Genomic DNA, 16,626 nt, shown 5'->3' with positions numbered 1-16,626 from the left:
AAAAAGCCACGCCAGCTGCTGGTCGTACTTTTGTATCAAATTATTAAATTATGAACTGGATCATTTTGATTATTGCAGGTTTATTCGAGGTTGGATTTACGACCAGCCTTAAGCTTTCCAATAACTTCTCTAACCTTAAATGGAGTATAGCATTTTTTGCTTGTATCACTTTAAGTTTTTTCTTTTTAAATAAAGCCACTCAAACCTTGCCAATGGGTACTGCTTATGCCGTATGGACGGGTATCGGAGCTGTCGGAACAGTTATCGTGGGTATTTTATACTTTGATGAACCAGCAAACTTCTGGAGAATCTTTTTTATTGCCACTTTAATCGGCTCTATCCTTGGCCTGAAATTCTTTGCAGGAAGTGCGCATTAAATAAAAAAGAGGAAAGCCCGCTGGACTTTCCTCTTTTTTATATCCTCAGTTGAGGAAAATAAATATTTATTTAATCGTTACTGGTACTTCAACTGAAGTCTTGTCCCATCCGATAATCAAATTCGCTCCTGATGCATTTGGTGTAAAAGTAATCGCTAAAGCTTCAACAACAGTGGTTAAAGGCTTAACTGGTACCGTTACTCTAACTACATCTTTCGTTTCATCATAAGTATATGCACCCCAGCGATCAGTTTGTTTATTGATAATTACTACCCATTTGTCTTTTTCAGGAATAGCAAATAAACTATAAGCGCCTGCAGGGATTTGTTTTCCACCAATCACTACGGGTTTGAAAAATCTGATTTCTGTACTTTCGTTAGCACCTAATCTCCATACTTTTCCAAAAGCCTCCTGTTTACCAAAGATTTCACGGCCTTTCACAGCGGGTCTTGAATAAATAACTTTGATCAACGGAGCAGCATCTTCTCCTTTTTTAACCTTAGTTGTATTTAAAGGGAAGTAAGCAATATCTGCCGGGCTGGTATCTAACCCCGGGAACTTAACTTCTTGCGCATTTACTGTAAAAGCAAATAATGCCATTACAATTAACAGATTGAGCTTCTTCATTTTTTAAATTTAGTTGATAAACTTGTAAACTGGCTTGAGAGGTGTTTGTGAACTAGTATTTACGTCCTTTTACAATTGATCCAAGGAAAACTGCTCCCATAATCAATCCTAATACGCCACCAAATAGTGACCAAAGGAAACTACCTGAAATTACTGCTGCAGTAGCAATACCACATACCAGGCCTAAAACTGAATAAACCCAATCAAAACTTTTGTTATTTTCTTCTTTAATCATCATTAAAATATTGATGACCCAAAGGTATTGATTTATTTCAAATAAGAAAGAATTCAGCGCTTTATCAAAAAAGAAGGACCGTTTATATTGTCAGCAATATGTAAATTATGATTAGGATCACTATTCTTATACTAATTCAATCAATCGATTGATTAATTTTGTCCCATCAAATCAGAAATGGAAAAGCCAGACAAAAGAACAAGTATATTAATAGCTGCTCAAAAATTGTTTTCTGAGTTGGGATATGAAGGAACTTCGACCCGCCAGATTGCAAAAGAATCAGGGGCAAATATGTCCATGATCAATTATTACTTCGGCTCGAAAGAAGGTGTCTTTATTGAAGTAATCAATGACAGAATTAAAGGGTTCAAAGCCCAGTTATTGAGTATTGACGAAGATACCATCCTCCCGCTGCAGAAACTAATGAAAGTAATTGAAGGATATGCCCATAGAATCCTTTCAGATATCCCCTTTCATAAAATGATGTACAGAGAAATCTCCTTAGCACAACGTCCCGAAATGTGCCTTAAATTAAGAGACGCGATGACAGGAAATATGCAGGTCATTGAAAACATCATTAACAATGGGGTGGCTGACGGATCATTCAGACAAGTAGATACCCGGATGCTCATGGCATCAATTATGGGTACCATCACCAGTGTAGCCACTATGCCAAATAAAATCACACAGGGTTCCACACTGGACATTAACATCCCAAAAGACAAAGAAATTTTAACCGACCGCTTAATCGCACATCTGCAAGATTTGGTCACCACCTATTTAACACCCCAGAAATGATACACCAAACCATTAAAATGAGTTGCTTCGCTCTCCTGCTGCCAGGCATGCTCTATGCACAGAACGTGAAAAAACTGACGCTGCAGGAGGCGATTCAGTTAGGGATAGAAAACAGCAAGAACCTAAAGCTTTCTCAGAATAAAATTGAAGAAGCAATGGCAAAACTGGAAGTCACGAAAGACAATGCTCTTCCTACAGCCAAAGCAAGTGTCATGTACAATCATGCAGAAATCCCTGCCAATCAATTGGTTTTAGACGGTGGCAGCCCGATATTCCTTCCTAAACGCGCTGATGCATTTATCGGTACAGCCTCAGTACAACAACTGGTTTATGGCGGTGGTAAGATGAGATATGCGAGAGAGAGTACTAAATTACTGGCTGATGTTGCCCGCCTGGATGCAGATAAAAACCAGGAAGAAGTAACCTATGCAGTGATCGATACTTATTACTCCTTATATAAGGTAGCTCAAAGCAAAAAAGTTGTGGCACAAAATTTAGCCTCTGTTGCAAGTCAGCTGAAACAATCACAACGCTTTTTTGAGCAAGGGATTGTGACTAAAAACGATGTATTGAGATTCCAGCTGCAACAGGCAAATATTACTTTGACCGATCTGGACATTGAAAGCAACCGTAAGATCATCAATTACAACCTGGACATCCTTTTAGGCTTACCAGAAGATACCCAGATTGATATCACAGACCCTTCAACCGGTCAGAAAGACGCTGCTCCACTAAACGCTTATATCGATCAGGCATTAGCTTACCGTCAGGAATTAAGACAACTGGACTTACAAAATAAAGTTGCAGAGATTGATATCAAATCAGTCAAAGCAAATGCAACTCCAACTTTTGGTATCGGCGCGGATGTTTACTACATCAATCCTAACGGAAGTCTGTTACCAAAATCAAATAATTATATCATGCCAATGACCGCTAGTGCTACCCTTTCGTGGAACATCGGTACACTTTGGACTAATAAGCATAAGGTAACAGAAGCAAGAGTTCAGCAGAAAAGCATCGGTATTCAGAAAGATATTCAATCTGATAACGTAAAAACGGAAATCAACAGAAACTACCAGACTTATCAGGTGGCTAAAAACAAAATCAAAGTACTGGAAACCTCGATCGATCAGGCAACTGAAAATGACAGGTTACTGGAATCGAAATATAAAAATAATGTAGCCTCTGCAATAGACAGAATTGATGCTGAAACCCTTTTATACCAGGCAAAGATCAATTTAGAGCTTGCAAAAGCTGATGCAGGCCTGGCCTACTATACTTTATTAAAATCAACAGGAAAAATTTCTCAATAATATTATAATCCATCTAGTAATGACTACAGAATCAACAACAGAAGCGACAATTGAACCGAAAAAGAAAAGTAAAGTTGTCCCTATAATATTAGCTGTGCTAATCGTTATAGGCGCCGTATTTGGCGTGAAAGAATATATGTACTACAGTAAACACGTAGATACTGATGATGCCCAGATTGATGGCGATATCAGCCCGGTAGTTGCACGTGTTGGTGGGTATGTAAACGAGATCAAATTTGAAGAAAACACTAAAGTTACTGAAGGCCAGGTATTGGTATCCTTAGACGACAGAGACTACAAAGTGAAACTGGAACAAGCAATGGCCGGTCAGAAAGGTGCTGATGCTGGTGTTGGTGTTTCACAAGCTGAAATTATCGCTACTTCAGCAAATACAGGAACTGCTAAAGCTAATATCGAATCTGCTAAAGTAAAATTATGGCAGGCACAAAAAGATTTTGACCGTTATGCGAACCTGATTAAAGACGGATCAATTACTCAACAGCAATTTGACCAGGCTAAAGCAACAAGAGACGTTGCACAGGCTACTTATAACGCTGCAAAAGATCAATATACAGTTGCCCTTAAACAAATCGGTACTACAAAATCTCAGCTTGCAGTAAGCAGTAATGGGGTATCTCAACGTCAATCGGACGTTGACTTTGCTAAATTACAGTTGTCTTATACAGAGATTAAAGCGCCTGCAACAGGGATTGTTTCTAAGAAAAGTATTCAAAAAGGTCAGTTAATTCAGGCAGGACAGTCTTTATTCTCTATCGTGAATGAAAACAGCCTGTATGTAACTGCCAACTTTAAAGAGACACAATTGGAAGAAATCCGTGCTGGTTTGAAAGTGGAAGTTGAAGTTGATGCTTTCCCTGATCAGAAAATACCAGGCGAAGTTTATAACTTCTCTCCTGTAACAGGGGCTAAAGGTTCATTGCTTCCTCCAGACAATGCAACAGGTAACTTTGTAAAAGTTGTTCAGCGCGTACCTGTTAAAATTAAACTTAAGGCCTCAAAAGAAATGCTGGAAAAATTACGTCCAGGTATGAGTGTTAAAGTTTCTGTAACTACAAAAGACTAAAAAAATGGCCGAGTATGGTTTTAAAAAATGGATAATCACGTTTACAGTGATCACAGCTTCGCTATTGGAGCTGATTGATACCACTATTGTAAACGTGGCTTTACCACAAATTCAGGGTAACCTGGGCGCGACTCTTGAGGATGTCGCCTGGTTATCAACCGGATATGCCGTTGCGAATGTAATTGTCCTGCCCATGTCGGGTTGGCTGGGCAGTCGTTTCGGGCGTAAAAATTATTTTCTGACTTCCATCATTGTCTTTACGATAGCATCATTTTTATGCGGTAATGCAACCACACTGGAAGAACTTATTTTATTCCGTATCCTTCAGGGGATTGCCGGAGGAGGATTGATCTCTACTGCACAGTCTATTCTGATTGAAACGTGGCCGCGTGAAGATATAGGTATAGCCACCGCACTCTTTGGATTAGGTGCCGTAGTAGGCCCGACTGTGGGCCCGACTATCGGGGGTTATATTCTGGACATCAGTTCATGGCCGTGGATCTTTTACGTGAATATTCCCGTCGGAATTCTCGCCGCGTACTGTACAATAACCTATATAAAGGCCACTCCGAAGGATGGAAAGGGACTACCTGTCGATTGGTGGGGTATCGCATTACTGGCAATTGCAGTAGGTAGTTTACAAACTGTACTGGAAAAAGGAGAAAGTGAAGACTGGTTCGCAACACCTTATATTATTGCGTTATCGGTAGCATCAGCAATTGGTTTATTGCTGTTTATCTGGAGGGAGATGTCTACCGACCATCCTATTGTAAACTTCAAGATTATGCGTCACCGAAGTTTCTCTATTGGTATGGTGACCTCATTTATTTTGGGTTTCGGGTTATACGGATCTGTATTCGTGTTCCCTGTTTTCTGTCAAAATCTATTAGGTTTCTCCGCATTACAAACCGGAGAATTGTTATTCCCAGGCGGAATTTGTACTATCATGATGATGCCCTTTATTGGTATATTCCTTAAAAAAGGAATCCCTGCTCAGTTTATGGCTACAATCGGGATGTTCTTGTTCTTTGTTTTCTGTAATATGCTAAGCAAATCAACGCTTTCTTCGGGAACGAATGACTTCTTCCTCCCACTGGTCATCAGAGGTATTGGAATGGCACTATTGTTTGTTCCGTTAACGACTCTGGCTATTCAGGATCTTAAAGGTGCAGAAATTGGTCAGGGTTCGGGATTGAACAACATGATGAGACAACTGGGCGGATCATTTGGGATCGCAGCTTTAACAACTTTGATCCACACCCGCCAGGGATTCCACAGAAGCACACTGCTGGCTAATGTTAACGAGTATAATCCTGCATTTACAGACAGAATGAATGCTTTTATTCATAATTTTATGTCTAAAGGCTACAGTATGCTGGATGCTAAAGTAATGGCCATCAAAGCAATTGATGGTACAGTAACCAAACAATCATTATTACTGACTTACAGTGATGCTTACTGGTTAGTAGGACTGGTTCTATTGTGTTCTATACCACTGCTTTATTTACAGAAATTTAAGAAAAACGTAGATATCCCTGTTGACGTTCACTAAAATAAAAACAGGCTGTCCGGAAAAGACAGCCTGTTTCATTTTACAAAAAAATACAATGTCGCTACACACAACGAATGCTTATACTTTTAAAAGAGTTAAAAAACCTTAATGAAAGCAATTTATAGTATTTGTCATTAAAAAGCAAACAAAATTTATTAACATTATTCTATAGATCTTCCCGTCATTATTTTGTAGCTTAAGCTCCCAAAAAGAACCCTTTTGTTATGACGCAGAAACTAAGAGTTACAGGGCCAAGAGAATCCATTTTTAACAACGAAGTTGTCTCCAGATTCGAACTTTACAACAGCCTGTTTCTAACCCTCCCATTTTATAAAATCAAGGATACTGGCACATTACTGCCCCTTTTTATTAAACACTGTGAAGATGGTGTCAAGAATCTCAAGACTCCTGCAGAAATCATTAAGAGCTTTTTTGAGCGATATACCCAAACAACAGACCCTAAGGATATTATAGATTTACTGTTCCGTTTTATTCAATATATCGAACGTCAGGTTGTATTATTTGATGCTGTTGAGGATGCTTCCTTTACAAAATTAAATACAACCGAAGACCACAGTTCCCTCCGGTCTATGTTGAAAAAAAGTGAATTCAACGCAGAGCTTCATGAAAAAATAGCCAAACTGATCGAAGATTTCTCGTTGCGCCTTGTACTTACCGCGCATCCGACACAATTCTATCCCGGCAGTGTACTTTCTATTATCAACGACCTGACTACAGCAATTAAGATCAATGACATTGTCACTATTAACCAATTACTGCAGCAACTAGGTAAAACTCCGTTTTTCAACAAGAAATCTCCAACACCGGTTGACGAAGCCTTAAGCTTAACCTGGTATCTGGAAAACGTTTTTTACTTTGCCGCAGCCAATATACAGTCAGAAATAGACAGTAGCCTGGAGGAATTTAATATCCCTTCAAAAAAAGCAATAGAACTTGGTTTCTGGCCAGGTGGAGACCGTGATGGTAACCCGAATGTGCACGCACAGGATACCATACAGGTTTCAAAGATGCTGCGTCAGATTTTATTCCGCTGTTATTACAGAGACTTCAGAAAACTGAAACGAAGAATTACTTTCAGAGGAGTGGAAGAAACAGTTTATAAAGTGCAGGATGTGCTTTATAAAAACGCTTTTGATACGAATATTGAGCCTGCAAATATTTCAGAATTCCTGATTGAAAACCTGAATCAGATTAAAGATACGCTGATTGAATTCCATGACGGTTTATTTGCGGACCTTGTAGACGACCTATTGCGCAAAGTTGAGCTTTTCGGCAGCCATTTTGCCTCTCTGGACATCAGACAGGATAGTAGAGTGCTTCGTAATGTTCATGCTTATTGCAGACAATTCAAACCTATTATCTCCCTTTTCCCTGAAAACTTCGATGAACTGGGAGAAGAAGAAAAAATACAGTTGCTTTCTTTCAAAACTGCAAAAGTAAATTATTCCGGTGATGCCGATTCGCTGACTACTGATACCTTGCAAACCATTGCCGGGATCAGACAGATTCAGCAGCAAAATGGAGAACTTGCCTGTCACCGTTATATTATCAGCAATTGCCAGCAGGCCAGCGATATCCTTCAACTCATGGAATTGTTTCTATGGAACGGTTGGGATGAAAAAGAACTGACCATAGATTTTGTACCGCTGTTTGAAACAGTAAGTGACCTGGAAGGTGCTTCACAGATTATGGAACGCTTATATACACATCCATTTTATAGAAAACACCTGGAAAGCAGAGGGAACAAACAAGATATTATGCTTGGCTTCTCAGACAGCACAAAGGATGGTGGTTATCTGATGGCTAACTGGTCTATTTTTAATGCCAAGGTAGCCCTGACTGCAACTTCGGTAGCGCATAACATACAATTGGCGTTTTTCGACGGTCGTGGTGGCCCTCCATCAAGAGGTGGAGGTAAAACTCACCGCTTTTACGCTTCCATGGGAAAAGAGATTGCCAATAAAAATATACAATTGACTATCCAGGGACAAACGATCAGTTCACAATACGGTTCTATTGATAGTGCAGAGTTTAATATTGAACAATTAATCAATGCAGGGATCTCATCCGGCCTGAAAGAAAAACACAATATTCTACTGGATTCACCACATAAGGATATTTTAGATGTGATGGCGAAGGATAGTTTTGATGCATTTGTAGCTTTACGTAAACATCCATTATTTTTAAATTACCTGGAGCGCTTCTCTCCGCTGAGTTTATTGTCTAAAATTACAATCAGCAGCAGACCAGTCAAAAGAAGTTCAGGTGAAAAACTGCGTTTAGAAGACCTTAGGGCAATCAGTTTTGTAACTGCCTGGGGACAACTGAAACAGAATATCCCAGGGTTTTATGGAATTGGTACTGCTTTAAAAAATCAGGAAGCCTCAGGAAATTGGGATAAGATCCGCAAAACCTACCAGGAATCTGGTTATTTTAAGACGATTATAGACAACGGAATGATGTCTATGAGCAAAACAGACTTTTCCATCACTGCACATTTTGCCAAAGATCCTGAATTCGGTGATTTCTGGAAAATGCTCCGTGATGAGTATGAACGCTCTAAAGAAATGCTTTTAAAATTAGCAGGGCACACTACCCTGATGGAAAACTATCCGGTAGAGAAAAGATCAATCGCAGTCAGAGAGAAGATTGTTCTTCCTTTAGTATTGATTCAGCATTTTGCTTTAGAGAACTTACAGCATCAGCTGGATGATGAACAACTTCAATCTTATGAAAAACTGGCCATCAGAACCGTTTACGGAATTGTAAATGCAGGTAGAAACTCTGCCTAAATAACAGTTATAATTAAAAGGAAGCGTTCCATATTTGGGACGCTTCCTTTTTTTATGACCATTAAACTTTTACAGGATTTACGTTAATTCTCAGGTTTTTGCCCTTCAACCTCCTGCTGTTCTTCAACCGCTATGACCGGAGGAATCAGTTCATAAATAATCGGCGTAACAATCCGCGATAATAAAGTCGAACTAATCAATCCACCTATTAATACAATGGCTAAAGGTGCGATCAACGGATTAGTTGAAATTGCAATAGGTATCAGACCACCAATTGCGGTCAGTGAAGTCAATACGATAGGTAAAAACCTGACTTCACCAGCTTCCCGGATCGCTTCTTGTAAACCTTTCCCTTGCTTTCTGAGCTGATTGGTAAAATCTACCAGCAGAATCGTGTTTTTCACCTCTATCCCTGCCAGCGCAATCAAACCTATAATAGCTACGAAAGAAAGTGAATTTCCTGTTATCCATAAGGCTACCGCAGCTCCTACCACCCCCAAAGGAATAACAGACAAAACAATCAGCGTACTTTTAAATGTTTTGAATAAAAGGATCAACACCGCTATAAATAAGAATACGGTAACCAGAATGATGTTTAAAAACCCACCAAACGAGTTGTTCCTGGACTCGACTTCACCACCCATTTCATAACTATAGCCAGCTGGCAAATGAACCTTATCCATTTTAAGGATAACGTCATCAATAACCCGGTTAACCAAAAAACCATCCCTGACATTGGCCTGTACAGAAACGACCCGCTTCTTTTCCTGGTGATTAATCACTGCCTGTGAGGCTTCCAGCTTCAAATCTGCCACTTGGTTCATCGGTAAAGCATTCCCTTTTGCATTGTCAACATATAAATTCCGGAAAGCGTCCATGCCTGGCCTTCCTTCTTTGATACGCGTCAGCAGTACACCGTAGCCGTTTTTGTTATCATTGTTATAAAAGGTTCCCATATTTAACCCAGTGACTGCCAATCTTGCCGTTTGATCAATATTTAGAGTAGAAACCCCTGATATTTGTGCTTTTTCCTTATTCACAATTACACGGATATCACTTTTGAGTAAGCTCACTGGATTTCTCACATACATCGTACCCGGCGATTCCTTCAATAGTTTTTCTACTTTGATAGAAAGTAAGCGCAGCGTATCCAGATTATCTCCGAAAAGACGAATCTCAACCGGCGCAATTACAGGCGGCCCCTGCTCAAAATTCTTAACTTCGACCTTTGCACCCGGATAATGTGCCCAACGCTTCTGTAGCTTCTGGATGAGCTTTAATTTTGCATCAGGAGATGTATCCTCATCCAGTTGGACAAACAACTGCGCAAAGTCGCTGCGGTCATTTTCCGGTATAATATTATAATAGATCCTTGGATTCCCCTTCCCTACATTAGAAGAGTAATATTTTACTTCAGACTCTTTCTTCAATTCCTTTTCAATAGCCTTGGCGACCCCATCAGTATAAGACAAATTAGATTGATTTGGCGTAGTGATATTCACCAGGAATTGTGGCTTTTCTGACGCAGGGAACAAACTAAATCCAATTACTTTGAAAAGAAATACAGAAGTTGCGAAAAGTACAAACGCGATCGAAATAGTTAACAATGGTCTTTGCAACGCTTTATCCAATAAACGAGCATAACTGCCATGAATCAACCTTTTCAGTCCACGCATTAACATATTTCCTTCTGGATTCCCAACGTGAGTTTTCAATAACCTGCTGGATAAGAAAGGGATAATTGTTAAAGAAACCAACATTGATGCCAGTACCGAAAAAATAACTGCCAGTGGTAACGACCTGATAAAATCGCCAGAACCTTCTGGCAGAAATACCAGCGGCATAAAAGCAATAATCAGCGTAATGGTACAACCTACTACTGCCATTCCAATCTGTTTAGTTGCTTTCAAGGTAGCATCCAAACGGCTATGCCCTTCCAGCATCCACCTTTCGATATTCTCTACAACAACAATACTATCATCGACCAGCAGCCCCAATGCAACCACTAAACCGACTATACTCAGTTGATTCAGGTTGAAACCAAACAACTGTAATAAAACAATTCCGATAGCCAGCGAAAGCGGTATTGAAATCATCACAATAATTGCCGGACGCATCCCCAATGGCAGTAAAGTAACTGCAACCAGTAAAATCGCAATTATAAAGTCATGTCCCAAACCTGTCAATCTTCTATTTACATTATCTGCCTGGTCAAAATTCTGTACTAAATCAATATTAGCAGGCAATGTCTTTTTAAAATTTGCCAGTACCGGCTGATAGGTCTGTTGTGTTTTACTAATATTCTCACCCTCTTTCTGAGCCGCAGTTATAAATAAACTCCGGTGCCCGTTTAAGCGCGTAATGTGCTTATCTTCTTCATATCCATAATAAACACGGGCAATATTCTTTAAGACTATATTTTTCCCTCCCGCGGCATAAACAATCGTATGCTGAACGGCATCTAGGGTTCTGTATTCGTTAGTTACAATGTTAAAAGTCTGGTGAGCAGCATCAATACTTCCGCCCGGGATACTTGCCATTTCACTCTGAAGGCTATTTTTTACAGCACTAACCGGAAGGTTCATCTGTGCCATTTTTTCCAGATCAAGCTCTATCCGAACCTGCTGTCTTGGCAAGCCAAAAATAGATACTTTCTTCAATGCAGCTACTTTTTCCAGTTCATCCTGAAGCTTTTCCGCATAATATTGCATCCTGCTGCGCGGCGCATTCTCTGAAACCAGTGCAACCTGCAATACATTCACATCTGAAGGTTGCTGTTTCTGTACTTCTATGCTATAAATATCAGCCGGCAATTCACTTCTTCTGCTGTTAACCTCTCTTACAATTTCCTGATATTTGCCTTCAACACTGCTGCTATATTTATATTCTACCCTTAAAACAGCTACTCCATTAGAGATACTCGTCCTGATCCTTTTGATATCATCCAATCCCGAAATCGTCTTTTCCAAAGGGGTAACCACCCGGTCTTCGATATCCCTTGGGCTGGTTCCCGGATAAACAATTATTACAGAAAAAGCTGGTGCATGCATCTCCGGATCCTCCGATCTGGGCATACTGAACATGGTGGAAATCCCCAATACAATGATCATCAGGAAAATTACCAGTGTAAACTGGCTGTTTTTTACAGCGTAATCTGATATTTTCATTTCGCTGTTTTTAATGGTGAATGAATACTGATCTTGCTGTTATCTGTCAAATACGCTGATCCGGAAATAATTAATGCCCCAGCATTCTCCAACCCCTCACTGATAGTTACCGTGTTTTTTTCAATTCCCGCAACCGTCACTTTTACTCTATGTGCAGTTTTGTTATCATTGGTAACAAATACATAACCGCTGCTTCCGTCACCATCTAACAATGCCTCGTATGGTATTTGCCAGTTTCCTTTATGCTCCACGTGTTTTGAAGGACTTAGCGTTGCTTTTCCAAACATGCCGGCAGCAATAGCTTTTGGCGTCTGTCCCGTTAACTTAATATAAGCTGTAAACGTTCCGGTAGCTGCATCGACCCCTTCAGACTTACGGCTCACTACTCCGTCCAGAACCTGTCCCGGCATAGCAGTGGTCTCTATTTTCGCCGGATCATTTAATTTTAAAATCGCCCATTCCCTGTCGCTGATCCCTACTTTTAACTCCCATTTCCCGGATTGTGCCCCGTTGGTTTGTAATACAGCAGTACCAGAAGAAATCTGCTGGCCTACATCAGCCATCTTTTTTAAAATAAAGCCATTTTCTGGCGCATGTATCTCTGAATATTTCCTGTTAAAATCAACCTGATTGAGTTGCTGCTGAGAAACCAGCAGCGCAGTTTTACTATTTTGCAATTGCTCTAAAGTAGCTACGCTATCAGTATACAAGTTTTTTGTCCGCTGATAATCACGTTTGGCCTTTTCATAGCCCAGTTGAGCTTGCTGCACTTGTGCATTGATCTCTGTGAGGTTCAAAGTTGCGAGCAATTGCCCTTTTTTAACCGCATCCCCCTCTTTAACCAGCAGGCTGTTTATAATTCCGCCCGTCTTAAAGGAGAGCATAACTTCATTGTTCGTTGTAAATTGTCCGGATACCGGGATTGCAGCATTACTGCTTTCCAGGTTAAGTTTCATAACCTGAACCGGGATCGTATCGTTTCCCATTGCCGTGCTGGCAACTGGCGTTGAGGTATTGCAAGCGTAAAATATCGGTACTCCCAGCAATAGCGCAGCATAATGAATAGCTTTCATTTTGTTTATATTTTAATATTAATTATTCAATGGATAAGTTGCCTGGTCACGCTCCAGTTCGGCAAGCGTGATTTGTAAGTCGGCCTGTGTATCGGCCATTCTCAGTTTTGCACTGGTTAGCTGATCCTGTGCGTCGATCAGTTCAAGGTATAATAACTGCCCCGCACGGTATGCTTTGAGCTGATCTCTGTAATATTTTCCAGCGAAAGACAAACCCGCAACTGCACTCGTACACGCGGCTTTTGCTGCCCTGTAATTGTTATGAGCCTGGGCAAGCTGCAATTTAAACGACTGTTCCGTTTCATCAATTTTCGCTGTATTTGCCTTAATATTTGACTGTGCTTGTGCCGCACGGAATTTATTTTTACCTCCTGTAAAGAGGTCCCATTGCAAATTGACACCCCATAGATAATATCTTGTTTTATCGTTGACTTTAAAATCCATTCCCTGCGATCCAAGATCTACAAACGTGCTCAGCTTAGGGATCAAGTTGGACCGCTGTAATTTATAATCCAGATTGTTGACCTCCTTCAAGCTACTTAATTGCTTTAATTCTTCCCGTCCGCTAATACCTGTTGTGGTATCCGGCCCAACTAACACATTGGCAATGCCAACACTGTCTATCAGAATTGCCTCTTTTAAAGGCCGGTTTAATAAGAAATTAAAATAAGCACTGGCATTGTCTACGTTACGCTGCGCATTGATTAACGCAGCATTGGTTTTTTCCTGCTCAGTCTGTGCTCTTAATAAAGCAGTCCCATTTCTAACCCCATTTTTCAGTAAACTCGTATTTACACGGATGTTTTCATCGATAAGCAATAACGCACTTCGGTAAGCTTCTACTCCTTGTAAGGCTTGAAAATAGTGGTAATAAGCAGTTTTAATGTCTTTGACCAGCGCTCTTTTGTAAACATTCACCGCAGCTTGCTGGCTGCTGATCAATTGTTGTTTAATCAGTTTATTATAACGGATTTCAGCATTGATCAGCGGAAGTGATGTTCTGAGCTTAACATCATAAAAATTATCCGGGTTCAATAAAAACGATTGATTCGCTATCTGCGGATATTTAGACGAAGAAGTCAATTGATTAAGCGCACTGTAAATAGGATTGACCAGATCGCCAACCGGTACATCTATCGTCCTGCCGCCCGCGGATTTGGTGTAGCTTCCTAACATACTCACCGTAGGCAAGTACATTGCTTTCGCTTCTTTCAAAGCAAACAAAGATTTTTCCAAGTCGAAGTTTTGTTGCTTCAGACCCTGGTTCTGTCCAAAAGCTAACGAAATATAGTCATCCAGCTGCCGGCTCTGTTGCTGCGCTATGGCTGGTTTTCCTAAAATAAGCAGCCATCCAGTGAGCAGAACAGACGCTTTAATAAATGATGTATACATAATAAACAGTGTTTAGTAATGGGTCAAAAAAAAGGCCTAAGCCCTTATGGAAAATAAATATTCTTCTATCGCTATATGTAAAATTTCAGGAATTGAGGATTCTTCAGGAATCATCACTTTTAAACGGCAACGAAGATTTAAAGAAACCAGACCATGCGCCATAGACCAGATTTGCAGTGCCGCCTGATTTGCATTTTTAAAAATTAACAGATCTGCCTGAATACATTCCTCAATCAAACTGATTAAGTAATTAAAAGTAGCATCACCATTGTGTCCATGAGTTGTTTCATCTACATTCGTTGGCGCTCTGATAATAAACATCAAGTCATACAATTCTGGGTTCGCCAAACCAAAAGAAACATAGGTTTTACCTAGCTGCTCCAGTTTTTCCAGTGGATTGGTACTGGTTACATTTTGCTTGAATGCTTCTAATAACTTCAGATAAGCTTGCCCCTGAACTTCAAAAAGTAACTCATCTTTATCTTTATAATATAAGTAAATAGTGCCGGGACTATATTCAATAGCGTCAGCGATATTACGGATAGAAGTTTTCGCATAACCATCCTCCAGGAACATTTTCATGGCCGCAGTGGTGATCATCGTTTTCATCTCTTCCCGCTCCCGCTCTTTTCTCTCTGATATACCCATATCCTTAAATTATAGAGAGCAAATGTAATGAACAGTGTTCAGTAAATCCAAATAAATACTTAAATATTTTCAAAACAGCCATATATAACAAAAGGAGGTGTTTGAATGGACTGCCCAAAAAAGTCAGACACTTTCTGGGGCAGTCCATTCAGACACCTCCTTTTCAATAAATCAGTTAAATCTAGTAAATGACCTTACCAGCAGAAGTAACGATTGAGGCAATACGGATCGCATCAAATACACGTTCTTCAGTAGCTCCTAAAGCCAGAATAGATTCTTCGTGTGCATTTACACACATTTCACAACCATTTACAGCTGAAACAGCCAAACTCATTAATTCAAAAAACTCTTTACCAGTTACCGGGTTGCCCATCAATTGCATTCTTACGCGTGCAGGCATGCGGGTATACTTCTCTTTTGCCGTAAAGTGACGGAAACGATAAAGTACATTGTTTAAAGCCAGTAAAGAAGCACAACCAGCTGCTTCAGCGATTTCTTCTGCCGTAGCTTCTTTTTGCTGCGCCTGTTTTTCAAAGAAATCAGTTAATACTTTGTTGTTGTTATTGATTGCAATACTTAAGCCCAGTAAAGCACATTCTTTTTCAGTAATATGTGCTGAAGTCAGGGTACTGCTGAAATTTAATTTTAAGTCACGTACATATCTTGAATTACCTTTTTCAAGTAAATGGATACTCTCGTTTCTATAGCCTTCGTTTAAACCTACAATGGCTAATAATTCTTCTATGGTTTCAGTACTTTCACTCATTTTTTTATGATTTTTAAAGCTGCCTTCTTATAAAAAGCAGCTGCTATGGATATAAGAAACCCCTGAAAAATGCATTTACAGGGGTTTCTATGAATTAAACCCTGTTTAAAAATAAACAGGACGTGATAATTTAAACTGTTAAAGTTGCTTCACCTTTTTCCCAGTTACAAGGACAAAGTTCGTCAGTTTGTAAAGCGTCAAGTACTCTTAATACTTCTTTTACGTTACGTCCAACACTTAAGTCATTTGCACTAGCCCAACGGATAATTCCTTGTGGGTCAATGATGAAAGTTGCACGGTAAGCGATTTTTTCTGTTGGCTCTAAAATATCAAGCGCTTCAGCTAATGATTTAGAAGTATCAGCAAGCATTGGGAATTTTAAACCACGTAAATCATCATGGTTATGTCTCCATGCTAAATGCACGTTTTCTGAATCTGTAGAAGCGCCGATTAAAGTCGTGTCACGGTCACGGAATTCACCGAAATTAGCATTGAATTCAGCGATTTCAGTTGGACAAACAAAAGTAAAATCTTTTGGCCACCAGAACATACAAGTCCATTGGTTGTTCTCATTTACTAAAGTTTCAGAAGTTAATGTTTCAAACTCTTTTCCTTTTTCTATACTAACTACAGCTGGTTTTGAGTAAGCTGGAAATTGTTCACCTATATTAATCATAATGTTCTTTTTTTCGTTGTGCAAAAATACATCAATATTGCCTCTTTATCAACCCTATTTGAAAGATAACAGATACTTAATATTGATGACCCCATAGACAAAAGC

14 protein-coding genes are annotated in these 16,626 nt (G+C 39.7%); 6 read left to right on the top strand and 8 right to left on the bottom strand.

Translation table 11 applies throughout. From position 1 onward, the window contains the following. Positions 1–50 precede the first annotated feature (50 nt). Positions 51–377 (top strand): DMT family transporter, encoded by a 327-nt coding sequence (locus AY601_RS21015; protein ID WP_068404797.1) that lies wholly within the window; start codon positions 51–53, stop codon positions 375–377. 66 nt (positions 378–443) lie between these two features. On the opposite strand, the gene AY601_RS21010 is transcribed toward AY601_RS21015, so the two are convergent. Next, positions 444–1,004 (bottom strand): DUF2911 domain-containing protein, encoded by a 561-nt coding sequence (locus AY601_RS21010; RefSeq protein ID WP_068404794.1) that lies wholly within the window; start codon positions 1,002–1,004, stop codon positions 444–446. Positions 1,005–1,056: 52 nt separating this feature from the next. Continuing rightward, positions 1,057–1,242, bottom strand: coding sequence for a hypothetical protein (locus AY601_RS21005; protein WP_232324642.1), 186 nt, complete (start codon positions 1,240–1,242; stop codon positions 1,057–1,059). Between the two features lie 174 nt (positions 1,243–1,416). On the opposite strand from AY601_RS21005, the gene AY601_RS21000 reads away from it, so the two are divergent. The 5 genes from AY601_RS21000 (at position 1,417) to AY601_RS20980 (ending at position 8,799) form a co-directional block, all read left to right on the top strand. Then, positions 1,417–2,037 carry a TetR/AcrR family transcriptional regulator gene (locus AY601_RS21000; protein ID WP_068404791.1) on the top strand — a complete coding sequence of 207 codons (621 nt, stop codon included), beginning with the start codon at positions 1,417–1,419 and terminating at the stop codon, positions 2,035–2,037. Next, positions 2,034–3,350 (top strand): TolC family protein, encoded by a 1,317-nt coding sequence (locus tag AY601_RS20995; protein WP_068404789.1) that lies wholly within the window; start codon positions 2,034–2,036, stop codon positions 3,348–3,350. Before AY601_RS21000 ends, AY601_RS20995 begins: the two co-directional genes overlap by 4 nt. Positions 3,351–3,369: 19 nt before the next feature. Next, complete coding sequence (locus AY601_RS20990; protein ID WP_068404787.1) at positions 3,370–4,434, top strand: HlyD family secretion protein; 1,065 nt, start codon at positions 3,370–3,372, stop codon at positions 4,432–4,434. Between the two features lie 4 nt (positions 4,435–4,438). Then, a complete protein-coding gene (locus tag AY601_RS20985) occupies positions 4,439–5,986 on the top strand; it encodes a DHA2 family efflux MFS transporter permease subunit (RefSeq protein ID WP_068404785.1) in 1,548 nt (515 codons plus the stop codon). Between the two features lie 224 nt (positions 5,987–6,210). After that, positions 6,211–8,799 carry a phosphoenolpyruvate carboxylase gene (locus AY601_RS20980; protein WP_068404783.1) on the top strand — a complete coding sequence of 863 codons (2,589 nt, stop codon included), beginning with the start codon at positions 6,211–6,213 and terminating at the stop codon, positions 8,797–8,799. An 83-nt stretch (positions 8,800–8,882) separates the two neighbouring features. On the opposite strand, the gene AY601_RS20975 is transcribed toward AY601_RS20980, so the two are convergent. The 6 genes from AY601_RS20975 to AY601_RS20950 form a co-directional block, all read right to left on the bottom strand. Further along, positions 8,883–11,966 carry an efflux RND transporter permease subunit gene (locus AY601_RS20975; RefSeq protein ID WP_068404781.1) on the bottom strand — a complete coding sequence of 1,028 codons (3,084 nt, stop codon included), beginning with the start codon at positions 11,964–11,966 and terminating at the stop codon, positions 8,883–8,885. Then, positions 11,963–13,039 carry an efflux RND transporter periplasmic adaptor subunit gene (locus AY601_RS20970; protein WP_068404779.1) on the bottom strand — a complete coding sequence of 359 codons (1,077 nt, stop codon included), beginning with the start codon at positions 13,037–13,039 and terminating at the stop codon, positions 11,963–11,965. Before AY601_RS20970 ends, AY601_RS20975 begins: the two co-directional genes overlap by 4 nt. An 18-nt stretch (positions 13,040–13,057) precedes the next feature. Next, positions 13,058–14,431 carry a TolC family protein gene (locus AY601_RS20965; protein WP_068404777.1) on the bottom strand — a complete coding sequence of 458 codons (1,374 nt, stop codon included), beginning with the start codon at positions 14,429–14,431 and terminating at the stop codon, positions 13,058–13,060. Positions 14,432–14,467: 36 nt separating this feature from the next. After that, positions 14,468–15,079 (bottom strand): TetR/AcrR family transcriptional regulator, encoded by a 612-nt coding sequence (locus tag AY601_RS20960; RefSeq protein ID WP_068404775.1) that lies wholly within the window; start codon positions 15,077–15,079, stop codon positions 14,468–14,470. A gap of 181 nt (positions 15,080–15,260) precedes the next feature. After that, positions 15,261–15,845, bottom strand: coding sequence for a carboxymuconolactone decarboxylase family protein (locus tag AY601_RS20955; RefSeq protein ID WP_068404773.1), 585 nt, complete (start codon positions 15,843–15,845; stop codon positions 15,261–15,263). Between the two features lie 130 nt (positions 15,846–15,975). Beyond that, complete coding sequence (locus tag AY601_RS20950; RefSeq protein WP_068404771.1) at positions 15,976–16,521, bottom strand: peroxiredoxin; 546 nt, start codon at positions 16,519–16,521, stop codon at positions 15,976–15,978. Positions 16,522–16,626 lie beyond the last annotated feature (105 nt).

The organism is Pedobacter cryoconitis, assembly GCF_001590605.1.
Classification (GTDB): Bacteria; Bacteroidota; Bacteroidia; order Sphingobacteriales; family Sphingobacteriaceae; genus Pedobacter; species Pedobacter cryoconitis_A.
This window is presented reverse-complemented; position numbering and strand designations above follow the sequence as displayed.

What these genes read in the sequence shown, in the direction of transcription:
- AY601_RS20965 (WP_068404777.1), bottom strand. Translation starts at nt 14,431, where the DNA reads ATGTATACATCATTTATTAAAGCGTCTGTTCTGCTCACTGGATGGCTG.
- AY601_RS21005 (WP_232324642.1), bottom strand. Translation starts at nt 1,242, where the DNA reads ATGATGATTAAAGAAGAAAATAACAAAAGTTTTGATTGGGTTTATTCA.
- AY601_RS20975 (WP_068404781.1), bottom strand. Translation starts at nt 11,966, where the DNA reads ATGAAAATATCAGATTACGCTGTAAAAAACAGCCAGTTTACACTGGTA.
- AY601_RS20995 (WP_068404789.1), top strand. Translation starts at nt 2,034, where the DNA reads ATGATACACCAAACCATTAAAATGAGTTGCTTCGCTCTCCTGCTGCCA.
- AY601_RS20955 (WP_068404773.1), bottom strand. Translation starts at nt 15,845, where the DNA reads ATGAGTGAAAGTACTGAAACCATAGAAGAATTATTAGCCATTGTAGGT.
- AY601_RS20990 (WP_068404787.1), top strand. Translation starts at nt 3,370, where the DNA reads ATGACTACAGAATCAACAACAGAAGCGACAATTGAACCGAAAAAGAAA.
- AY601_RS21015 (WP_068404797.1), top strand. Translation starts at nt 51, where the DNA reads ATGAACTGGATCATTTTGATTATTGCAGGTTTATTCGAGGTTGGATTT.
- AY601_RS20950 (WP_068404771.1), bottom strand. Translation starts at nt 16,521, where the DNA reads ATGATTAATATAGGTGAACAATTTCCAGCTTACTCAAAACCAGCTGTA.
- AY601_RS20960 (WP_068404775.1), bottom strand. Translation starts at nt 15,079, where the DNA reads ATGGGTATATCAGAGAGAAAAGAGCGGGAGCGGGAAGAGATGAAAACG.
- AY601_RS21010 (WP_068404794.1), bottom strand. Translation starts at nt 1,004, where the DNA reads ATGAAGAAGCTCAATCTGTTAATTGTAATGGCATTATTTGCTTTTACA.
- AY601_RS21000 (WP_068404791.1), top strand. Translation starts at nt 1,417, where the DNA reads ATGGAAAAGCCAGACAAAAGAACAAGTATATTAATAGCTGCTCAAAAA.
- AY601_RS20985 (WP_068404785.1), top strand. Translation starts at nt 4,439, where the DNA reads ATGGCCGAGTATGGTTTTAAAAAATGGATAATCACGTTTACAGTGATC.
- AY601_RS20980 (WP_068404783.1), top strand. Translation starts at nt 6,211, where the DNA reads ATGACGCAGAAACTAAGAGTTACAGGGCCAAGAGAATCCATTTTTAAC.
- AY601_RS20970 (WP_068404779.1), bottom strand. Translation starts at nt 13,039, where the DNA reads ATGAAAGCTATTCATTATGCTGCGCTATTGCTGGGAGTACCGATATTT.